Here is a 21,844-nt window from a genome sequence, read left to right as displayed (position 1 = left end):
AAATAATAATTACTAAAACATTTCTGTTTTAATGTCTATAAACGATATCACAACACCATTAGACTCTGCAACCTTAGATTCAGATGCACAATACGAACTTTACTATAGAATGGTAAAACATGTATTAGACGAATTTGAAATCAATTTAGTAGAATGGAATCATTACCGAATTTGCACAAAAGAAGAACTAAAATCTTTAGAAGAGTACTGTAAACGTTTGGCGTTTTCATTAAAAGCAATGCAATTAAAATATCGTTTTGATGAAGAACGTATGAAAGTGGATTTGACAGAATCTGGCTTCCCAAACTATTTAGAATTACGCTACATTCACAACGATTTAGATCTTAAAGAAGAATTTAAAGCCAAACTTCCTGAAGCTAAAGAATTCAAAGAAAAGTTTATTCATCGCTTAATGATTGATAAGCAACATGTAGACAAACGTGATTTGTTTGAAGCTTCTTCTTCCTTGTATTATAACATGATTCAGGAAGATAAAATTTTTCAAAAGTTTGTGATTGGAAAGATAAAAAAGACAAAAAGTTCATTTGCAACTTATGTGCTCGATTGGGCTTTTTATGACGTAACACTCAATAGGCCTTTTATCTGTTTCATGTATTTCGATTACAAACACGATGACAAAGTAGAACAAGAAATTTATGATACTGTAAAAGAATGTGCTGATCGTTGTTTAGATTTAGACAACATGGCGTATATGATTGATAAACGTCTAAAATATGTACATCCACGAAAAATAAAACGTGTAGATTTAGGAATATTACATAGTATCTTTTCAAAAGATGATCATGAAACAACACATGCACTTTTAAAAGCAATTGCACAAAAAGATGTAACCATCAACTCATTTGCATTAAGCACCAAAGTAGAAACGATTACAGCTGTCAATTCTTCTAAAGTAAGCAATGATTTATTATCATTTAAAAAACAAGTCATACAGGTTTGGAGTGATGTTGTAAAACATAATTACATATTAGCACCACACAGAGTGATTCAATTACTATATGGCGCCATTCCTGATACCGTAATTCATTTACACCATGAACCTTTTGAAGTAGAAGAAATACCTGAAAGTTGAAATTGAGTCTAGAAAATAGATCATGAAGTTGAAATCAAATACTTAAATCAACAAAAAACGAATTAACAAATAAACGAAGCGAAAGCGACAAACAATATATATATGGAGAAACAACCGACTTTTCCTATCAAAAAAACAGAATTAACTATTTTACGTGAAGAAGCTTCTTCTTTCATTAAAGGCGTACAATGGGAACAAGGTTACAAAGCACGAAGTAGAGACGGAAACAAAGAGCAAGAAGATATTCTATTATACTTATCTAAAGCCAAAGGGAATGGAGGAAATACTATTTCCATCTCAAAAACAATTTTAAGTTTAAAAAAACGATTGCTTCCAGATTCTGTTGCGTTACCGCTTGCACTGAATGAAACGCTCTTTAACTTACAAGAAGCGCTGGCAATTGGTTTATGGATTAGAGATAGTTATTATGATGCTTCTGGCTTATCTATTTTGCATGAAAGAAGAACCGGACTTTCTGCAGATCAACGTAAAGAATATGAATCAAAGCAACAAACAGCAACTGCGTTTATGTTGTTTAGTATATCGTATTATGTTTTAGCGAAGATGAAAGAGAAAGCTTCCGAAAACAACAAAGCAATGCAAAACAAATTTGCTGGGATTCCGGAAGTTTCATTGTTATCGCCAATGAAAGGAATTTCATGTCAGTTGTTTTATTATGACAAATACATGAATCATCCGAATTTGATCAATTCTGAACAAGATGTGATCGATTTCACTGTACTATATTTTGAAGCATATCTCAATGAAATCATTCAACGAAAAGGAGCCTTAGATTATACAGAAGTTATTACAGATAGAACTTATCAATTAGAAGATTCAGAGTTTTCTATTGCTGGTTGGGAAACTGCTTTTACAGGAAGTGCTAAAAGTATTGAATTCAACCCAATTCGTTTTGAACAAATTGTTGGTAATAAAGATGCAAAACACTTTGCCAAACGTTTGGTAGAGCGTTTAATGAGTTATGATATCGCAACGAAAAGAAATCCTTTTCAAGAATTAGGTGGATTCATGCCCGTATTTATGGGATACGGAATTCCTGGAACTGGAAAAAGTATGTTAATTGCTGCCATTGCAACAATGTTGAAAGAACGCTGTGATCATTTAGATATTCCATTTTTATTTCATCCAATGCCAGATACCGTAGTTTCTACATTTCAAGGTGGATCGGCAGAAAAAATGGTTCAATGGATGAAGCCAATGCAGGATCCTACTCGATTAATTTTTGCACCCATTGATGATGCAGAGAACAATTTACAGGAACGAACTGCACAAGGTGTTTCGGCAGGTGTAAAAGAAGTAATTGGTGTGTTTTTACGTTATACGGAAGGTGCATACGCGGTAAATCATGGAAATAGTTCTATTGGTTTATTTACCAACTTACCCGAACAATTAGACAAAGCTGTAATTTCCAGAATTCAAGGGCGTTTTAAGATTGATGGAGCGCGCACAGAACATGATTTCTTAGATCAAGATTATATTTGGTGGTCCAAAATTGAAAAGACATTACCTGGATTTGTTTCTATGAAAAACCATCCTGATTACAAATACTTAAGCGATCAAGGCTTGGCGGCAAATGCTGGAGAAATTTTAGGACAGTTAGATAAACCAACAGAAGAAAAAATTGCGATCATTTATGATAAAGTGTTAGCAAAAGATGCTTTGGATTCGCATACGTTTTATTCAAACTTATATGGAGCTGTACAAAAAGAGTTTCCATTTTTCTCTTCAAGAGATATCAGAAACATTCAAAGTGCGATTTCATTACGTTTGACAGATTTCAACCTAGAAGAAGACTGGTTTGAAAACCCTGAATTATATTTCCTAAAAGATTACGACACAAAACTAGGAATGCTAAAAGAGTTGATGACTACAAATATGAAAGGACTCAACTTTGCAGATATTCGTAAGCAAGAAGTAATTCGTTACTTAGATAATGTTGCTACAATTGCAGATACTGATTTCTCTCGTAAAGTAGAGCAACAAATTATGCAAATGAAAATTGGAACAGAAGCACGCAATCGTTTTGAAAAAGGCAGTTAATTATCATGAAAAACCTCGTTTTCTTACTGTTTCTTTATCTTTCAACAAATTACGCACAAGAAGAGACTGTAAAAGTTGAAAGTATTAAAATGAACCCGAAAGGTGAAGCCATTTTAATAGAACACATCAATATTATTGACGTTCATACAGGAAAAAGTAGTAAAAAAAGCGTTTTAATTCGTGATAAAAAAATTGCAGCGATTTCTAAAAATATTCGTGTAAACGATACAACAACTATTACAATAGACGGAACAGGAAAATGGTTGTCACCAGGAATGGTTGACAGCCATGTTCACTTGTTTCAATCGGGAAGCATATACACACGCCCAGATGTTTTTAATTTAACGAAATTTAAACCCTATGAAGACGAGCGTAAATGGCTTCGCCAAAATGCACCCGATTTATTAAAACGTTATTTACAAGCAGGAATTACCACCATTACTGATGTTGGCGGACCTTTATACAATTACAAACTAAGAGACCTGTATAATGACAATACTTCATTTCCGAACATCTACCTTACCGGACCGTTAATTTCTACCTATCAACCAAAAGCTTTTGATATAGAAGACAGTCCTATTATCAAAGCAAGTTCGCCCGAGGAAGCTATTGATTTGGTTAAAAAGCAATTACCGTACAAACCTGATTTTATCAAAATATGGTACATTGCCAGTGGTAACGAACAGCAAAATTATGACATTGTAAAAGCTACTATTGAAGAAAGTCACAAACACAATTTGAAAGTTGCTGTACACGCTACACAATTAGAAACTGCAAAACGTGCCCTAAAAGCAAAAGCAGATATTTTAGTCCATAGCGTTGATGATCCTATTGACAAAGAATTTATAGATTTGTTAAACGCTAGAAATGTTGTGTACATTCCAACACTGATGGTTGCTAATAAATATACTGAAGCTTTTGCACAAGAAATTACATTCTCTACCGAAGAACTGAAACATTCCAATCCGTATCCTATTCGTAGCTTTTCAGATTATAAACATTTACATAATGGTGATCTTTTTAATTTAGTAAAAAAGTATGCTATTGCTAGAAAAAACAGAGGTCAAAAGGAAGATTTTATTCAAGCAGAAAACTTAAAACTACTTCAAAAAAGCAATAGTATCATTGCTACAGGAACAGATGCTGGAAACATAGGAACATTGCACGCAACTTCATATCAAGAAGAAATTCGTCAAATGAAAGAAGCTGGATTATCTAACTTAGAAATCATACAAGCTTCTACCATAAATGCGGCTAAAATATTAGATAAAGAACATGAAATTGGAAGCATTGAAACATCAAAACTAGCAGATTTACTGATTTTAAACAGTAATCCTTTGGAAGACATTGAAGCACTTCAAAATATAAGTCATATTATAAAAGGTGGAAGTATGTATACGATTGAAAATGTACTAAAAGATAGTCCTGAAAACATTGTACAAAAACAAGTCAACGCATACAATTCAAGAAATGTAGAAGCTTTTTTAGATACATACAGTGATACGATTGAAATTTATAATTTCCCAAATCAATTGATGTATAAAGGAAAAGAAAAAATAAGAGAAATCTTTACCGTTTACTTTAAAAAATATCCAGAATTACATTGTGAAATTTTAAACAGAATTGTCATAGGGAACAAAGTGATTGATAACGAACGTGTTTCTATTGGAGAAGGATATAAGTCATCGGAAGTTATTGCAATTTATATCATTGAAAATCACAAAATCGCGAAAGTTTACTTTCTTCGAGATTAAGTGTTCTAAAACAATATCATCATGAAAAGACTATTTATTTTATTCGTATTATATGCTTCGTTTGTCACTGCACAAGAAAATAACGAAGCTGCTATTATTGTTCAAAAACAAGTAGAAGCCTATAATGCAAGAGATATTCAAGCATTTTCAGCACTATTTAGTGATGATGTAAAAATGTATGATTTTCCGAAAACATTACGAGCATCAGGCAAAGTCGAACTAAAAAAACGCTTTGGTCAAATGTTTCAAAACACACCTGATCTATTCAGCTATATAGAAGACAGAATTGCTTCTGAAAACAAAGTAATTGATCATGAAAAAGTAACCTTTAAAAAAGGCGAACCTGCAAAAGAATTTATAGTAATGTATATTGTAGAAAATAAAAAAATCACGGAAGTATATTATATAAAACGATAACCTGTTTTGAAGAAAAAGTCATATAAATTATACATTGTTTTCATAGGTATTGCCATTCTCTATTATGCTTTAAAATTCTCAGGAGTTCTTGTATTATATGCAATTCCATCTTCTAGTAGTGAGCCAACAATTAAAACAGGAAGTTTTATTCTTGCAACCAATTTAAAAACGCCCAAACGCGGTGATGTAATTACATTTATTTTTAAAGATCGATTGCAACCAGACTCTCCAATTCAAGAGTTGAGTTATATATTTCGTTTAACGGCTGTTGCAAATGATACCCTTGAAATTAAAAAAGGCATTGTGTATGTAAATGGTAAAAACGTTGATACACAACTTACACTAAAACATTCGTATCTTTTGAGTCAAGCTCAATTGGACAAAGTAAAAGATCTTGATCCAGAAAACTTTCCAATAAACAAGGATTCATTCATGGTGTTTATGAAAGATGCTGATGCAAAAAAACATGCACTAGAAAAGCAGCAATTCATAGATAAAAAAGGAAAACCTGATGATTTCATCAAAGAAAAGTATCAACAAAACTGGAACAAAGATCATTTTGGTCCATTAGTTATTCCTGAAGGAAAAATGTTTGTGCTTGGCGATAATAGAGACAATGCTAGAGATAGTCGTACTATCGGTTTAATAGATGCTTCCGCAATTACAGGTGTTTATTGGAAAACACTCTTCTGACAATTCAAATAATGCATGCAATATAGAGAAATTATGAATAAGCTATTTTTTACACTTATATCTTTTATTTTCTTCAATTTTGCCAATGCGCAAATTGCTAAAAAAATTGTTCAAAGCAATTTGAAAAATGTATCTATTGATAGCTTAAAAAAAGGATTTTATCATTACCAAAAAACGAATCCTAGTGTAGCTAAAGAATATTTAGTTTCACTTTTACAAAAAGCATCTTCTAAAGATACTATACTTGAAAAACATAAAATCCACTATCAGTTAGCAATTATTTTTAGTACCCTAAGAAATAAAGATAGCTCACTACACCATATAAACAATGCACTAAAAGAAGTTGAAAACGACGAAACATTACTATCTAATCATCTATATCTAAAAGGAGGTATTTATTATGACTTTGGAGACTATATAGAAGCTATTGAGTATTATACAAAAGTATACAACATCGCAAAAAAGAAAAATGATCTTTTTGCACAAGCAAATCTTGCCAATGATATAGCATTGATAAAAACACAAATTGGAGACAATGCAGATGCACTACAACTTGTACGAAAGAATCTTCCTTTTTATGAACAACTACTAAATAAAAAAGATAGTGAACAATACAGGGCTCCATATCTCAATTCACTCATGACTGTTAGTGATATTTACACTAATTTATTTATAGATAAAGGAAAGAATAACAAAAAATATTTAGACTCTGCACGGTATTACAATTCTATTGCATTGCAGAAAAGCATACGTTATAATGATGATGAAGCTTTTGCCATTTCACTAACACTCAAAGGAATTATTCATCATGAAGAAGGAGATATTGAACAATCAACAACGGAATTAATCAAGGCTGAAAACTTAATTCAAAGTTTAAATCTTCCAGGACAACTCTTAATTTCACAATTATATAGAGGAAAAAATTATTACGTAAAAGCAAACTATGATAAAGCAATCACCTATTTCATTAAAACAGATTCTCTAATTAGACATACAAATACAAATTTCCCTGATTTACAGGAATTATATATTCTACTAGCAAAATCGTATGAACAAAAAAATGATGCTAAAAATACTATTAAATACTACAACTTATTTCATGAAAAAGATCTACAAAATGATTATTTGAGTCAACAAGCGCTAGAAAATTTACATAAAGAATATGATGTTGTCATTTTTAAAGACACTATCGATTCTTTGCAAAAAAGTCTTAAAGAAAAAAAGTATAATTATCGTATTTTAATAGCTGTATTTCTGCTACTCATCATGATTATCATTATGTATTACAAAAGAAAACAAGTTCAAAATCACAAGCAATTTCAGCTGGTTTTAAATGAATTAGATTCTAAGAAACAACAAGAAAAAAAATCACCTTCAAAAGAAATCAATATTAGTGAAGAAAATATTTCCAAAATTTTACAAGGCTTGGATAACTTTGAAAAAAACGAACAGTTTCTCAAAAAGAATTGTTCTTTAAATTTTGTAGCAAATAAAACAAATACAAATAGTACATATTTATCAAAGGTGATTCAAATTCATAAACAGAAAAAGTTTATCCAATACATTACTGACCTTCGCATTGATTACGCGCTTGAAAAACTTCAAGCCGACAAAAAATTTAGAGCCTATAATATCAAATCTATTGCTGCTGAACTCGGATATAATTCAGCAGAATCATTCTCTAAAGACTTCAAAAGAAGAACCAAACTATATCCTTCATATTACATAAAAAAATTAAACGAAACAGCCATTTAAAACTTTAAAATAGTAATCGAAATCTAACAATTTCGAGTACTAACTTTTGACTCAAGAGTAGTACGCTCATATATTAGCTACAACATAAACACTCATCCATATGAAAAAATTAAACTTGAAAAAGAGTAAAATTGCTGCTATTACAAATGCTTACTTCATTAATGGTGGCACAGACAATTCTGTCATAAATACCATCTGTGATTACACAAATAACGAATCTGTAACTTGTCATACAAACTGTGATACTTGCAATACAACTAATGAAAATAGTCCTTGTAATTCGACTAATCCAGGGAACACAAGACCGAACAAAAGTATTAATACACAAGCAGCCATTTGCTTGAATAATGGTGGATGATTTTTCTCCTATTAGTGATAAAAATAAAAAAATTCAATTTTTTATAATTTTAGTTTGCATTGTTCAAACGTTGATTCACTTTAAAAAAAAGGAAGTCAAACTTAAACATCATAATGGTCGGAAGAAAAAATCTTCCGACCATTATTTAATTTAAACTCCTTACTATTTAAGTTGTTTTTCTACAGTATTAGCATCTAGCTGTACAATTATAATCTATCGTATCATTAGATGGGCCAAAAGGACAATTAATACCACATGAAGTTCTGGTGTCCACGCAAAAGGTTCTAGTTTCTCCACCAACCAACTCAGTTAGATTTAAAAGTGAAATTGATTTTTTGTTTAATGCTAAATTTTTAAGCTGTTGCTTTTTCATCATTTTTAATTTTATGATTAATATGAATCAAAGATATAGCGCTACTCATCCCGAAAAAACACGACCTGCTCGACATTCAACAATTTCGACTCTTAATTACTGAATTTCAGACTACAGAACTTTATTCAACTTTCGACTATTTATCGCATTTACCTTCATTCTTTATAGTAAAAAGAGAATTTATTTTATCACTCTTTTCATTATCTGTAACAAGAGACAAAAATTAACTACTTATAAAGTATCTTAGCAACAGATATCCTATTTTTGTTAAAAGGTGAATTTTATAGCGAATGGAAAAATTAAAACGATCTGAATTATTCGGCGCAGCCTTAGTTCCAATTACTGGAGCTTTGGTAGAACGCTACAATAAATGTCTTTCTTTCATAGGAACTGCACCTACAAAACTGCGCAGTTTTCATATTGATGCCATGGGTTGGAGTCCTGAAATTGCAGATGAAAAAGATGATTTTTTATATTTAAATTCTGGAGAAGCCAATCCGAATGCTATTATTCTTTCACCAAAACAAAATGAAAAACCAGCGTATTCGCCTTTTCATAGTTTTGATATAGAAATTATGAATTTGGTGTTTAAAGAACATCGTGATGCAATTAAAGATATTACTCGTGATGCCGCAATTTGTGTTGATTTAGATCAATATATTGATGCGTTTTACGAACCCGAAGATTTATTAAAATACAATCAAATCTCAGTCGATTTTACAGTGGTTGAAGATTTATACAACATCCAACAAAAACAATTAAAACTAGTTAAAGAATTTCAAGAAGATCATAATTTTTTAGATGAAAGTTTACATTTAAAAATTTTGGCTTCCGCCAGAAAACATGGCGATTTACGTTCACGCACACTTGAAATGAAAAGCATGTCGTTTACCACAGATTCGTTTTACACAAGAGCTTTTGGTGGCGTATTTGTATTTAGACGAAAAGGAAGTGGAAAAAACATCTTGATTTTTGAATCGAAAAAAATGGCAAAAAAAGTAACATCCTCTTCAAAAACGCAAGCCTTTCATATAAAAGACGGACGTTTTTATAGTGCTTTAGCTGCTGAAAAAATGATTGTTCTTGATCCTGAACACAGTGTTTTGTCTGGCTATTATGAACGTGTACAAAAAATTATTTTTTCAAAACAAATAGAAAATGCAACACACTCATTGCATGAAATTTTAGAAAACTCTAATGTGTACAAACGTTATTTGAATCGTTTCACAGCCGATTCGCGAAAGCAATTAATGATTTTAGAACGTTTAAAAACGAATGCAAAAAAAGAAAATGCGTTAGATATTGAAGGTGGCTTAACGCCGGAAGTGTTGGCTTGTATACAAATTCCAACACCTGAACTAGCAATGAAAGAACAAGAACTTGTTTGGAAATTGATTGTAAAAACATCACCATACAAAGATCCTTTATTTTTGTATTGGTATGATAAGGAAACATTCTATTTAGAATATACAAATTGGGACGAATCGTATCAGGATTGGGTCATCAAATTAATTAAACAAAACACTTGGAACACATGATTACATTTGAAATTATCATATTAATATCAAGTCTCGTTTTTGGAATTTCTATCTATTGGTTAGAATCAAAAAGCAATGGTTTGTATAAAACAATTAACAAGATTACACATTCTGAAGAGTTACAAATGAAAGACACGAGTAGAAAAGGTTTCTTTGTAGGACAACCTTTTATTCCGCGTTTAATTTATGTAAACGTCATCTTCATTGTTGTGTGTTTATTTCTTTTCTTCTTATTTCCTATTGCAACGCCGACAGTCCCATATTATGTAACTGCATTGATTGGAACTATGGTCGGAATTTACATTGCGAGTTTTATCATCAATATAAAAGATAAGTCTGAAGAAATTATTGATAAAGTTGTCGATACTGGAAAAGATATCATTGACGATATTAAAACCAAAGGACAGGAAGCTGCTTCCAGTTTTTCTAAAGAAGAAGAAAAAGAAACAACTACAAAAGAACCTGAAACGCCAAAGAAAAGCGGTAGAGAACGATTAAAAGATAAAGGATATTTAAAATAGAAAGTTATGCTAAAAAGATATTGGAACCGTGGCGCAAAACAAAAATTCATCCTCATATTAATAGGGTTTATTATTTTTTGTACGCTCTTTATTTTGAGAGACGACTATCAACCGTTTTTACTTTTTATTAGAAAGTATTTCTTTGTATTGCTTTTATTTGTTGCAATCCTATATATCGGAATTCGATCGTTCCGAAAAGCGGCAAATGCACTAAAAAAAGTATTTAGAGCTATTCTTGCATTAGCTTCTATTGCGCTGATATATGTTTTCTTTTGGAATGTTGGCATGTACGATTATATGCAAACATACAATGTGTATAATGATATGAATTTACAAGAAATATCAGAGCTACCATTAACTCAAAATGAACGTATACAGCCATACAATAACATTAAAACAATGGCGTACGAATCTATTTCGGAAACGCAAGAAGTATCTGCTCCACAACTAGTTCGTGTTGATGATAGAAATCAATGGACAATGGCTGTACAACCTTCACATGAATATTTTGTACAACGTACAAGTGATAATATTGAAGAATTGTTTTCGGTTTCGAGTACGTCACCTTCTCCCCGATTTTCTAACGAGAATAGAATTGAAGCAACTTTTGCCATTGGTGAATCGTTAGCGTTTAGCAGAAACACGTACAATGCTGTTGTACAACGTTTTAATCCTTGGCAATTGTTTAACTATGAACCACATGAAGCGTATTACATGAAAAATGACGCTGGAAAGTGGGTTCAGGTTGTGAGTTTGATAAAGTGGAAAGGTTTCTTTTTTCCATATCCAACATTTGGTGGAGTAATGGTTGTAGAAACTGGCGAACACAATTTGAATGATTACATAGAACGTTTGTTGATTGGAAAAGGAACATTTATTTCCGCCGACGAAGTTCAAAATTATCCATACTTAATGCGTCAAAATACTTTATCTGAAAAAGTATCACGTTTACAAGCAAAGTCAATGATGTTTTTAGGTGGTTTTACAGATCCATTGCCATGGAATAAGAAGACTGCTGTAAAAATTCCAGATTTGATAGAAGATCAAAATCAGCAACCTTTTGTAACCGATTTCAAATTTAACGGTGTCGTTAATAATGCATACGATGGTTTATACCACTGGTTTGGATTAGAACCAATTGGAGATGAACGTACAAGTTTATCTATCAGTGTTTTTATTCCTGCTGACGGAACTAAAAAAGTATATTACTACAATCATGCTAAAAAGAAAGAAGGATTTGCAGGAGTTTCGGCTATGCCAGCGAAAGTAATGGAATCTAAAAAATCATATGATTGGACGGTAAATAAACCTGTAGAATTTAGGCCTTTCATTAGAGATTTGGCAGGAAAAAGACGTTTATTTATGTTATCAACTATTGCTGCAAAACGTGAAAACAGCGATCAATTTGATGGTGGTTCTACACCAGATTTAGCCTTGGTTGATGTTTCTTACAAAGATGTTGTTTGGATTGATGCTAAACATCCATCACAATGGAACGCTCAAATTTTAAAACAATTAGGAGAAACTTGGCAAACTTCTGAAAACTTATCAGATCGTGATTTATATCCGAATAGATTAAACATTAACACAGAAAAAAATAAAGATTCAATTACGATTCAGAAAGATAGTATTGTAAAAGATTCTTTATAAGAATTACTTTTTCATACAGATACAAAAAGAAGCGGGCAAAACCCGCTTCTTTCGTTTCAACAATACTATGTGTTATTAACTACATTCATAACATGCTGATATTGGACACGTACGTTGATATGTTAATGGTAATGCTGGTGGCGCTTCACACCAAACTCTACTACCTCTACCATCTTGTGCTCCTCCATTTATAGCATTCATATTAGAAATAGTTTTTTTGGTAAAGCTTAGGTTTTTTAAATTCTTTTTTTTCATTTTAATAAAGTTTACGATTAATAATACTGCTAAATAACAGGGTAATTTTGAGAGAAAAAAAAGCACTTCTTGACGATTTATGAAACGTCTTGATTATTTATAAAATGTCAAAATTGTTTTGTACGAAAGACATGTTCAAACTGTTTTACACACAATTAAATTTTGGTAAGCAGTTCAATATCTCTATTTTGCAAAAAAATCCTCACCATAGCGAATGAAAAAAAGTAGTCTTTTAAATATCTGCAAATTCTTTTTCTTGATATTTTCATGCTTTTCTTTAGAAACATTTGCGCAAACAGAAAAAGAACAATCATATCTACATATACTTTCATTTGATCAGCTTGATTCATTGTTCATATATTCACAACATGATGATTTTTCAACTTTAGAGCTGTATGCACAAAGAATGCTTACTATTTCTAGAAAAAACGATAGTGTTCTACAAAAAAATATCGCTTTTTACAATCTAGCTTTTGCGTACCATAAACAAGGAAAGAAAAACAATTATAACCAAGCTATTGACAGTCTTGAATATTATACCACACAGTCAAAAGATATAACTATGCTAGCAAATTGTTTCAACTTAAGAGGCACTATTGCATATGAAGAAGGAAATCTTGAAACCGCTTTTTCAGAGTATACAAAGGTTATTGAAATAAGCACTTCGCCAAAAAATCAAAGGATGACATTGGTGGCACTTAATAATATAGCATTAATTAAGAAAGAGCTACAAACACCGAAAGAAGCTTTAAAAGATGTGTGCGTTGCCTTAAAAGGATTTCGAAAAGATAATCGATTCTATAATGAAATTGGTTCCATGCATCTTATTGGAGAATTGTATTTAGATATGTATCGTTTACATGGAGATTCAAAATATTTAGATTCTACAAAATTATACACCGACTCAGGTTTAAAAAAATGCAAGCTGTATAAAGATACATTTGGGCATTATTTGTTTTTATACACGAAAGGACAATGGCTTCAAGAAACGAAACAGTACGATAAAGCCTTGGTTACACTAGAAGAATCATTAAATTATTTCGAAGAAAATAATGATCAGAAATGGAAGTTGTTTTTGTATTTATATTTGGGAAGGTTGCATGATGAAACTCAAAATCATACTGCTGCTATTGAAGTTTTAGAAAAAGCTAGTTCAATATTAGCGACAAAGGATTTTCATTTTAGTGATACTCCTGAAGTATATTTACTGTTGACCAAGAATTATTTTTATGTACAGAATCACGCAAAAGCAAATACGTATTTAGAGAAGTATAAAAGTTTTAGTGGTAAAATTGAGCAAGACAATCGAAAGTTATTTGCAAAACTTCATAATGAATATAATGTTACTGCATTGGAAAAGAAAATTTCTCAGATAGAAATAAAAGCTTCTCACAAACAATATGTCATTCTTTTAATCACTATTACAAGTATTATTGTAATTGGGTTGATTGCGTTATTTTTTTATAGAAAAAATAGAACAAATAGCAAACGACTTACTGAAATTCTTGATCAATTAGAAACCACCGAAATACAAAAAGAAGTTGTTTACACCACAACTAATGCTAAGATAGAAGATACAGAAATACAACGCATTTTGCACTCATTAGAAACCTTAGAAAAAGAAGAATATTACTTAGCTATGAGTTGCACCTTGAATTCTGTTGCTAAAGAAATTGACACTAATACTTCGTATTTGTCCAAAATTGTAAATGAGTACAAAGGGAAATCGTTTGCAAATTACTTAAATGAATATCGAATTAACAAAGTATTAGTCAAATTGAAAAGCGACAGTCAGTATCATCAATATACTTTAAAATATATTGCGGAACAGTTTGGTTTTAGTAGACATGAAACGTTTAGTAGGGTTTTTAAAAAGCAAACAGGTATTTCTCCATCGTACTATTTAAAGAAGTTAAAGAATGACAATTTATAAATCATCAAACTTATTTTTATTTTCATACCTGACAATCTTTTACATTTACATTCCTATTAATTAAACCTAAAGACCTTATGAAAAAACTACAGTTTACAAAAAAGACAATTTCCAAGTTCGAAAACTTAAATCAGGTAAAAGGTGGTGCAAATAATCACACTAATGTATGTGATACGTTAGAAGTATGTACCTATTCATTAATTTCTGATTGCCCAGCAACATCATCAAGAACTGCTGACGGAAGAACTAAACGTGGCTCTAAATAATTTATTATTCAGATACGATTTAAAATAGCGATTAACGAAGCGGAATACTTAGAACAACTTCTGTTCCGCTTGGGTTTTCGTTTTCATCTTTAAGATCTACAAAATACACTGAAAAATTGTTTTTGAAGTCTTTTACAAAGTTACTCAGTCTACTTTTTGTTAATGCAATACCAATTGATTTTCGTTTTACAAATTTATCATTAGCTATTTTTTGAGCTGCTTCTCTACCAATACCATTATCAGTAATTGAAATTGTAATAAAATCTTTTTTAGTACTTTCAACAGATAGCTTAATATTTTTGTCTCCTTTTTTAGAGGAAAGCCCATGCCATAAAGCATTTTCTAAAAATGGTTGCAATACAAGTGATGGAATTTTTATTTGATCAAGATTGATATTATTATCTACCATAATTTCAAAATTGATTCCATTAGAAAAACGGATATTTTCAATACTCATGTATAAATCCATTGTTTCTAGTTCGTCTCCTAAAGAAACTACTTTTACACGAGAAGCATCTAATATTTTACGAATCAACTTTGCGAATTTATTCAAATAATGCACTGCATTTTTTTGCTCATTTGCAATAATGTATTGTTTGATAGAGTTTAACGAATTAAATACAAAATGCGGATTCATTTGACTACGAAGCATGTCTTGCTCTAGCGTTAAAATCTTCTTTTCATTATTTAATAAACGTTGTCTGTATAAAATGTAGATCATGATTGCCAAAAACGCCAACACAATACTACTTGTAATCCATATGCTTTTATTTCTTTTCAGCGTAAGCTTCACATTTTCGTTTTCTTTTTCAAGACTTTCTATTTGCAGATTGTATTTTTCATTATCGTATTGAGCAATTAAATCATTGACGTATTTGAAATTTTTGTCATTTCTGATTTCTTTATTCAATTCATACGATTGTTTTTGGTATTCTAATGCTTTCTCAAATTGTTTTTGTTTTTTGGCTAATTTCGATAAATACTCATATGCTTCTGCAATAGCACTTCTAAGATTGAATTGTTTTGAGATTATCAACCCTTCTTTTAAGTATTTATCTGCAAGTTTATAGTTATTTAATTCTACATGCACTAAACCTAGATTTAGATATACGCCTGAAAGATGAAATTTATCTCTCAGTCCTTTTCCCATTTCTAAAGTTGTAGTGAGAAGTGCAACTGCTTTTTGATATTTTTTTTGCTTAATATAAATTCTCCCTATCGTATAATTACAGATAACACGTCCCAAATCGGAGTTGATTTCGTTATTATATCTTAGTGATTCTTTATAGTCTGCTAACGCACCTTCTAAATCGTTTGTTGCTTCCTTAGCATATCCTATATTGTGATAATTAATAGCAAGTCCGAGTTTATTATCTACACTTTTTTCAATTTCCATTGATTTCTTAAAGCGCTGTACCGCCAAATCGTATTGATCTAATGCTAAGTATATATTTCCCATACTATTTAAGGAAATAGCTATACTCTTTTTTACAGATACAGTACGTTGCTCAATAGTTTCTGCTAGAGCTAAAGCTTCTTGATGATAATCTAAAGCAGTTCTGATATCTTCTGTTCGTCTGTATACAACGCCTAACATATTTAAAGCATTTACATGTAATTCTTTATCACTTGCTTCTTTAGCTTTCTCCAAAGCTTTTTTATGATACAGTACTGCTTTGTCATACTGAGACGTATTTCGACAATACACTCCCATTGCATTCATTACATAACTTTCGCCATGTAAATAGTTATTCTCTTTATATAAATTGATTATATATTGAAGCTTCAAAGAATCAACTTCATACTTCTTTAGTTTTTCATCAAACTTAGAAAACTCAGTCATTTTTGCTTTCAAAAGTGCATTGGCTTCTTCCACAAAAATACTGTCGTTAGTAGTTTGTGAAAAGCTAATGGTAGATATAAATAAGGTAAGAATGAACAGCATTGCATTCTTATGTAAATTGCACATACACTTTAATTTTCTTATAATTTTTCCAGAAATGCTGCCTTGCGTTGTCTAGATATGGGGATTTTATGATTGGAAACTAAAATTACATATCCATCAGATTTTATAAACTCTTTTATTTTATCTAAGTTGACAATGTATGAATTATGAATTCTGAAGAAACGCTCATCTGGTAGCATAGCATTTACTTCTTTTAGTTTTTTTGTGAGTACTATTTTTTTTGAATTTGTTAAATACAATGTACTATAATTCCCATCAGATTCAGCAAATAACAAATCGTCTAAATCTAGAAATATCAGTTTTCCATCTGTATTAATGGTAATTCTCTTTTTATTGAATCTACTATTATAGTCTGATAAAATTCGCTCAAACTTTTCTGTAGAAACATCATTTCTTGAAATATACTTTTTGATTTTAGAAATGGTCAATTTTAAATCGTCCATATCAATCGGTTTTAACAAATAATCAATAGCTTCTTCTTTCAAAGCTTTGATAGCATATTCATTATAAGCTGTCGTAATAACAACTGCAAAATCTTTTGTTTTTAATCTATTTAAAAATTGGAATCCATCCATTGTTGGCATTTCAATATCGAGAAAAATACAGTCAAAACTTGCTTTTTCTACATACAATAAAGCTTCTTCTGGGTCCGTAAATTTTGCTAGTACTTCTATTTCATCACTAAAGTTTTCTAGTTCCCAAGAAAGGCTTTCTATAGCTTTAGGTTCGTCGTCTATTAAAATTGCTCTTAACATAAGATTGTGGCTTTTATACTATAAAGGTAATTCTTTCGAATTAAATTCTGACACACATAGTATCATTGGTTCAAAAATATGTATGTGCGGTTTAATTTTATAAATAGTTAACATACAAGGGTATTTTCACCCTTTTCAGCCAAAAACAATCTATACAACATTTGATTCCATTTATACAAAAACCATGCTTACCAACTTCTTCATGGTATATATTTGGCTAATCAATTAGTTCCGCCCCGAATTTTGATCGCTTATAGTCAATTACATACATGTACATATTTTAATAATCTAGAATACAATTTATCTAATAACTAAACAATCAAAATCAAAGTAATGAAAAAAATTACACTATTCTTAATGCTAGTTTGTTTTACTTTTAGCACAAGTACGAAAGCAAACAACATTCAAGTGAACAACATATCACTTGAGAACTTAAATGAAGTTTCTAACTGGGTTCATGTAGAATTTGATCTCTTTTGGGAAAATTCATGGAGAATTAGCTCGGGACCATCCAATTGGGATGCTGCTTGGGTATTTATTAAATATAGAGTAAATAATGGAACTTGGACACATGGTATTGTAAGTCAAGCAAACTCAGTAGCTGCATCCGGATCTACAATGGATGTGACTTCCGATGGAATGGGAGCTTTTATTTACAGATCTACTGACGGAAGTGGAAATGTAAACTTTCAAAATACGCAACTACGTTGGAACTTTGGTTCTACAGATACGAATGACATTATAGACATTCAAGTATTTGCTATTGAAATGGTATATGTACCAGAAGGCTCATTTTATGTAGGAGGAACAACAGGAGATGAAGCAAATAAATTTCACTCTGGTGGATTTTCAACAAGTTCTTCATACCGAGTTACTTCAGAAAGTGTTTTAACAATTGCAAACACATCAGGAAACTTATACTACACTGCTACTAATTCAAACGGTGGAGACCAAACAGGAAGTCTTAGTGCTTCGTTCCCTAAAGGATTTGGTGCTTTTTACAGCATGAAATATGAAGTAACAGAAGCACAATGGCTAGGGTTCTTCAATAGCTTAACAGAAACGCAAAAAACGAATCGAGATGTTACTGACGCTACTCACAAAAACAGTGATGCAGTAATCAGTAGAAATACGGTTTCATGGACAGGAGGCTCAGCAAGTGCTACAACATCTGCACCAGATAGAGCAATAGCTTACTTGAGTCCTGGCGACATGAATGCTTATATGGATTGGACTGGAATGCGTCCTATGACTGAGTTAGAATACGAAAAAGCATGTAGAGGACCTATATTACCAAAACCAGGTGAATTTGCTTGGGGAAGTGCCAATATTGCTTCTAACGCCTACACCTTAGTAAACTCAGGTTTTTCAAGTGAACGAATCACGAATCCTGAAACGAACACAGGTAACGCTATGTATTCTGACACTAACGGTACAATCAGTGGTCCATTACGTAATGGTATCTTTGCAGCAAGTGCGGTAAATAATAATCGTGAAGAAACTGGTGGTTCATACTACGGTATTATGGAACTTTCAGGAAATTTATATGAAAGATGCATAAGTGTAGGAACTGCACAAGGTCGAAACTTTACTGGCGTGCATGGAAATGGAATCATTAGCTCTACAGGAAATGGAACAGCAATCAACTGGCCAAACAACACTACAGGTGATGGATATAGTTATCGTGGAGGAAGCTGGTTAAATGGAGCTGACTTTATTAGAGTATCTGATAGATTTGATGGAGCATCTATAATTGCTTCAGGAAATAATCGTTTAGGATTTAGAGCTGTAAGAACTGCACCATAAAATGAAGGAGATGAAAAAAAGAATTATTTTCTTATTGTCTATTTCTCTCCTGTATAGTATACAAGTTGCTGCTCAATTTGAAGGAAGTAATGGTGATGGATTTGATGTAGAATCTGTATCCTCCATAACACTTACAAATCTTTCCCTTGAAATATTGTACGATGGTAGTAATGGTGATGGATTCTCTAATAGAATATTAACAGCCACTACACTTGATAACATTTCACTTGCAGTATTATATGAAGGTAGTAATGGTGACGGATTCTCTAATAGAATACTGTCAGCCACGACGCTTGATAATACACAATTGGATGCACTTTATGAAGGTAGTAATGGTGATGGGTTTTCTTTCAGATTATTATCTGCTACGACACTTGAAAATACACAATTAGCTGTACTTTACGATGGTAGTAATGGTGACGGATTCTCTAATAGAACATTAACAGCCACTACACTTGAGAATATTTCTCTTGCAGTATTGTATGATGGTAGTAATGGTGATGGATTTTCTAATAGAACATTAACAGCCACGACACTTGAAAACATTTCACTTGCAGTATTATATGAAGGTAGTAATGGTGATGGGTTCAATGTTGGTCAAATAAACGCATTTTTAGATCCTAATCAAGTTGTTGACTTGAGGATACGTGCAAAAGTATTTTTACAAGGACCTCGTTTGAATGCTGTTGATGCTGGACTTATGAATGATGATTTACGTACTGGAAATTTAATTCCTAAAGTGAGTCCTTATGATGGTCTAACGGCAATTCCTGATTCTGATGTATTCAATACTGGCGGAATCTCTGGTGTTGGATTAAATCAAGATGATATTGTTGATTGGGTTTGGATAGAAATTAGAAGCAACTCAGACAACACTCTTATTGTAGACGAAGCATCTGTTTTAGTACAACGTGATGGAGATATTGTTGATTTAGATGGAACCTCTGATGTAATATTACGTGGATTAGTAGGTAACTATTTCATAACTATCAAACATAGAAATCATTTAGCTTCAATGACAAATAATGCGCTTCCATTATCAGTAGTAGCTACAAACATAAACTTTACAAGTAATGCTACCGCTACCTTTGGTTCAAATGCACAAGTGCAATTATCAAATGGAGATATGGCTTTATGGTCAGGAAATGTAAATAGTGATACTGTAGTACAATATTCAGGAACAACTCCTGATTCACCAAGTATATTATCACTAGTACTTAATGATGCTGGAAACTTTTTAAACTTCCCTACATATGTAGTAACTGGATATCAAGTACACGATGTAAACATGGATGGAGATACACAATATACAGGAACAGCTCCTGACACTCCAATCTTATTACAAAATGTATTAGCACATCCAGGGAATTTCTTAAACTTTAGCACATATCAAATACAAGAACAATTACCAGAAAATTAAACTTATGAAAAAAACAATAAACATATTAATATTTAGCATCATATGCCTCTTAGCTCATCAGCTAAAAGCACAAGATGGCTATACATATACATTGATGCACAATGGAGGATATAGCTTTACAGTACAAGCAGTACCAAATGCAAGTGCTAATAACTTTGCTACTTCTGTACAGAGTTATGGTTTCTCTATCATAGTTCCAGATGGTGTAACAATTGATACAGGATCAGCAACTTCTTTAGGAGGTGCTGCTGGTGCTAATTTCTTTGATGGAACTAGTCTATCAATGGCAACTATTGATGGATATTTAGTTACAGAAACTTTAGGAAGTCCTGTAACATTATCTGCTCCTTCAGCTGCCACAAACTCTAATGTATACACATTTACCGTAAACGGAAGCCCAACTAGTGGAGAAATAAAAATTTTAGAAAATAATTCAGCACTAGCAAATGCCGCAACACCATTAAAATCATTCATGCAGGCAGATATGATTGATAATGGAATGGCAGAATTTACAAACGTAGTAGATCCTAATGCTGCAGCTGTGTCTGGAATGAGTATTTTTGACTTTAACACTTTATCTGTTGAAGAAGAAAATATACTATCTGGTCTATCGTTATATCCTAATCCCGCTAAAAACCTTGTAAAAATTCAAGTTCCAAATGGAATACAGGATATTGAAATTGAAGTATTTGATAATGCTGGTAAAAAGATAAATATGGAATTATCCTCAGATAATACTATTGATGTAAGTAAGATTGCATCTGGCTTATATCTAATATCTATAATATCAAATGATATAAAAACTACTAAAAAGCTTATTGTAGAATAAATAAGCTTCTATTTTTTGTTTCACGAAACCTCTTGATTGTCATAACTCAAGAGGTTTTCTATTTACATATATAACCTTCCTATTTTATTATTCTATTTGGTTTAAAAATATAAATGACATCTCTATCGAATAACAATAATGAATTCAATTTTCTAACCTACTATATTTATCTTTTAAAACAACTATATATCATTGTAATTGTATAATGATGTATAGCTGCAATGTACTTTTACAGAAGATTATAACAATCAGGAAGTAGGTACTAACTTGTTAGAAGATAAAAATCGTTTAGTTCATTTTCCACAAAAGAAGCAACCTATAAATTTTCAGAGTTTATAGTAGTCCTTACAAGTACATCCCTTTCTTTGCTTTTTATCCAAAAACAAAACTATGACATACAA

Annotated in this window: 18 protein-coding genes; 15 read left to right on the top strand and 3 right to left on the bottom strand. The window is 31.5% G+C overall.

All coding sequences use genetic code 11. The features are described 5' to 3' along the window. The first annotated feature begins 31 nt into the window (after nt 1-31). The 10 genes from Q0828_RS13885 to Q0828_RS13840 all read left to right on the top strand — a co-directional run bounded on the left by Q0828_RS13885 (nt 32) and on the right by Q0828_RS13840 (nt 12,213). Complete coding sequence (locus tag Q0828_RS13885; protein ID WP_298422065.1) at nt 32-1,093, top strand: hypothetical protein; 1,062 nt, start codon at nt 32-34, stop codon at nt 1,091-1,093. A 102-nt stretch (nt 1,094-1,195) separates the two neighbouring features. Beyond that, on the top strand, nt 1,196-3,154 hold the full coding sequence (locus tag Q0828_RS13880) for an AAA family ATPase (protein WP_298422063.1): 1,959 nt from the start codon (nt 1,196-1,198) through the stop codon (nt 3,152-3,154). 5 nt (nt 3,155-3,159) lie between these two features. After that, entirely contained in the window at nt 3,160-4,908 is a 1,749-nt protein-coding gene (locus Q0828_RS13875) for an amidohydrolase family protein (protein WP_298422059.1), read from the top strand. A 21-nt stretch (nt 4,909-4,929) separates the two neighbouring features. Continuing rightward, nucleotides 4,930-5,325 (top strand): nuclear transport factor 2 family protein, encoded by a 396-nt coding sequence (locus Q0828_RS13870; protein WP_298422057.1) that lies wholly within the window; start codon nt 4,930-4,932, stop codon nt 5,323-5,325. A 6-nt stretch (nt 5,326-5,331) separates the two neighbouring features. Further along, nucleotides 5,332-6,018 (top strand): signal peptidase I, encoded by a 687-nt coding sequence (gene lepB / locus Q0828_RS13865; protein ID WP_298422053.1) that lies wholly within the window; start codon nt 5,332-5,334, stop codon nt 6,016-6,018. Between the two features lie 33 nt (nt 6,019-6,051). Further along, complete coding sequence (locus tag Q0828_RS13860) at nt 6,052-7,773, top strand: AraC family transcriptional regulator (RefSeq protein WP_298422050.1); 1,722 nt, start codon at nt 6,052-6,054, stop codon at nt 7,771-7,773. 100 nt (nt 7,774-7,873) lie between these two features. Then, the gene (locus tag Q0828_RS13855; protein ID WP_298422047.1) at nt 7,874-8,131 is read left to right on the top strand and encodes a hypothetical protein; all 258 of its coding nucleotides are present in this window, start codon (nt 7,874-7,876) and stop codon (nt 8,129-8,131) included. 663 nt (nt 8,132-8,794) lie between these two features. Further along, nucleotides 8,795-10,042, top strand: a complete 1,248-nt coding sequence (locus tag Q0828_RS13850; protein ID WP_298422044.1) for a DUF6638 family protein — start codon at nt 8,795-8,797, stop codon at nt 10,040-10,042. Further along, on the top strand, nt 10,039-10,563 hold the full coding sequence (locus tag Q0828_RS13845; protein WP_298422041.1) for a hypothetical protein: 525 nt from the start codon (nt 10,039-10,041) through the stop codon (nt 10,561-10,563). The genes Q0828_RS13850 and Q0828_RS13845 overlap by 4 nt, the downstream gene beginning before the upstream one ends. Nucleotides 10,564-10,569: 6 nt before the next feature. Further along, complete coding sequence (locus Q0828_RS13840) at nt 10,570-12,213, top strand: hypothetical protein (protein ID WP_298422038.1); 1,644 nt, start codon at nt 10,570-10,572, stop codon at nt 12,211-12,213. A gap of 75 nt (nt 12,214-12,288) precedes the next feature. Here the strand turns inward: Q0828_RS13840 and Q0828_RS13835 are convergent, their stop codons facing one another. Next, nucleotides 12,289-12,468 carry a hypothetical protein gene (locus Q0828_RS13835; RefSeq protein WP_298422035.1) on the bottom strand — a complete coding sequence of 60 codons (180 nt, stop codon included), beginning with the start codon at nt 12,466-12,468 and terminating at the stop codon, nt 12,289-12,291. Between the two features lie 214 nt (nt 12,469-12,682). Here Q0828_RS13835 and Q0828_RS13830 point away from each other — a divergent pair, with 214 nt between their 5' ends. Further along, the gene (locus Q0828_RS13830; protein WP_298422032.1) at nt 12,683-14,401 is read left to right on the top strand and encodes a helix-turn-helix domain-containing protein; all 1,719 of its coding nucleotides are present in this window, start codon (nt 12,683-12,685) and stop codon (nt 14,399-14,401) included. Between the two features lie 77 nt (nt 14,402-14,478). Next, nucleotides 14,479-14,667 carry a hypothetical protein gene (locus Q0828_RS13825; protein WP_298422029.1) on the top strand — a complete coding sequence of 63 codons (189 nt, stop codon included), beginning with the start codon at nt 14,479-14,481 and terminating at the stop codon, nt 14,665-14,667. A gap of 31 nt (nt 14,668-14,698) precedes the next feature. Here the strand turns inward: Q0828_RS13825 and Q0828_RS13820 are convergent, their stop codons facing one another. Both Q0828_RS13820 and Q0828_RS13815 read right to left on the bottom strand, forming a co-directional pair. Then, complete coding sequence (locus Q0828_RS13820) at nt 14,699-16,636, bottom strand: tetratricopeptide repeat protein (RefSeq protein WP_298422026.1); 1,938 nt, start codon at nt 16,634-16,636, stop codon at nt 14,699-14,701. Between the two features lie 14 nt (nt 16,637-16,650). Then, on the bottom strand, nt 16,651-17,388 hold the full coding sequence (locus Q0828_RS13815) for a LytTR family DNA-binding domain-containing protein (RefSeq protein ID WP_298422023.1): 738 nt from the start codon (nt 17,386-17,388) through the stop codon (nt 16,651-16,653). Between the two features lie 333 nt (nt 17,389-17,721). Here Q0828_RS13815 and Q0828_RS13810 point away from each other — a divergent pair, with 333 nt between their 5' ends. From Q0828_RS13810 to Q0828_RS13800, 3 genes are read left to right on the top strand one after another with little or no spacing between them, the layout of a single operon-like run. Beyond that, complete coding sequence (locus Q0828_RS13810) at nt 17,722-19,194, top strand: SUMF1/EgtB/PvdO family nonheme iron enzyme (protein ID WP_298422018.1); 1,473 nt, start codon at nt 17,722-17,724, stop codon at nt 19,192-19,194. 10 nt (nt 19,195-19,204) lie between these two features. Continuing rightward, nucleotides 19,205-20,614, top strand: a complete 1,410-nt coding sequence (locus tag Q0828_RS13805; RefSeq protein WP_298422015.1) for a hypothetical protein — start codon at nt 19,205-19,207, stop codon at nt 20,612-20,614. 4 nt (nt 20,615-20,618) lie between these two features. After that, nucleotides 20,619-21,443 carry a T9SS type A sorting domain-containing protein gene (locus Q0828_RS13800; protein ID WP_298422012.1) on the top strand — a complete coding sequence of 275 codons (825 nt, stop codon included), beginning with the start codon at nt 20,619-20,621 and terminating at the stop codon, nt 21,441-21,443. The last annotated feature ends 401 nt before the right edge of the window (nt 21,444-21,844 follow it).

Source organism: uncultured Kordia sp. (assembly GCF_947496985.1).
Classification (GTDB): Bacteria; Bacteroidota; Bacteroidia; order Flavobacteriales; family Flavobacteriaceae; genus Kordia.
The sequence above is the reverse complement of the archived record's forward strand: the minus strand, read 5'-3'. Positions and strand labels throughout refer to the sequence as shown.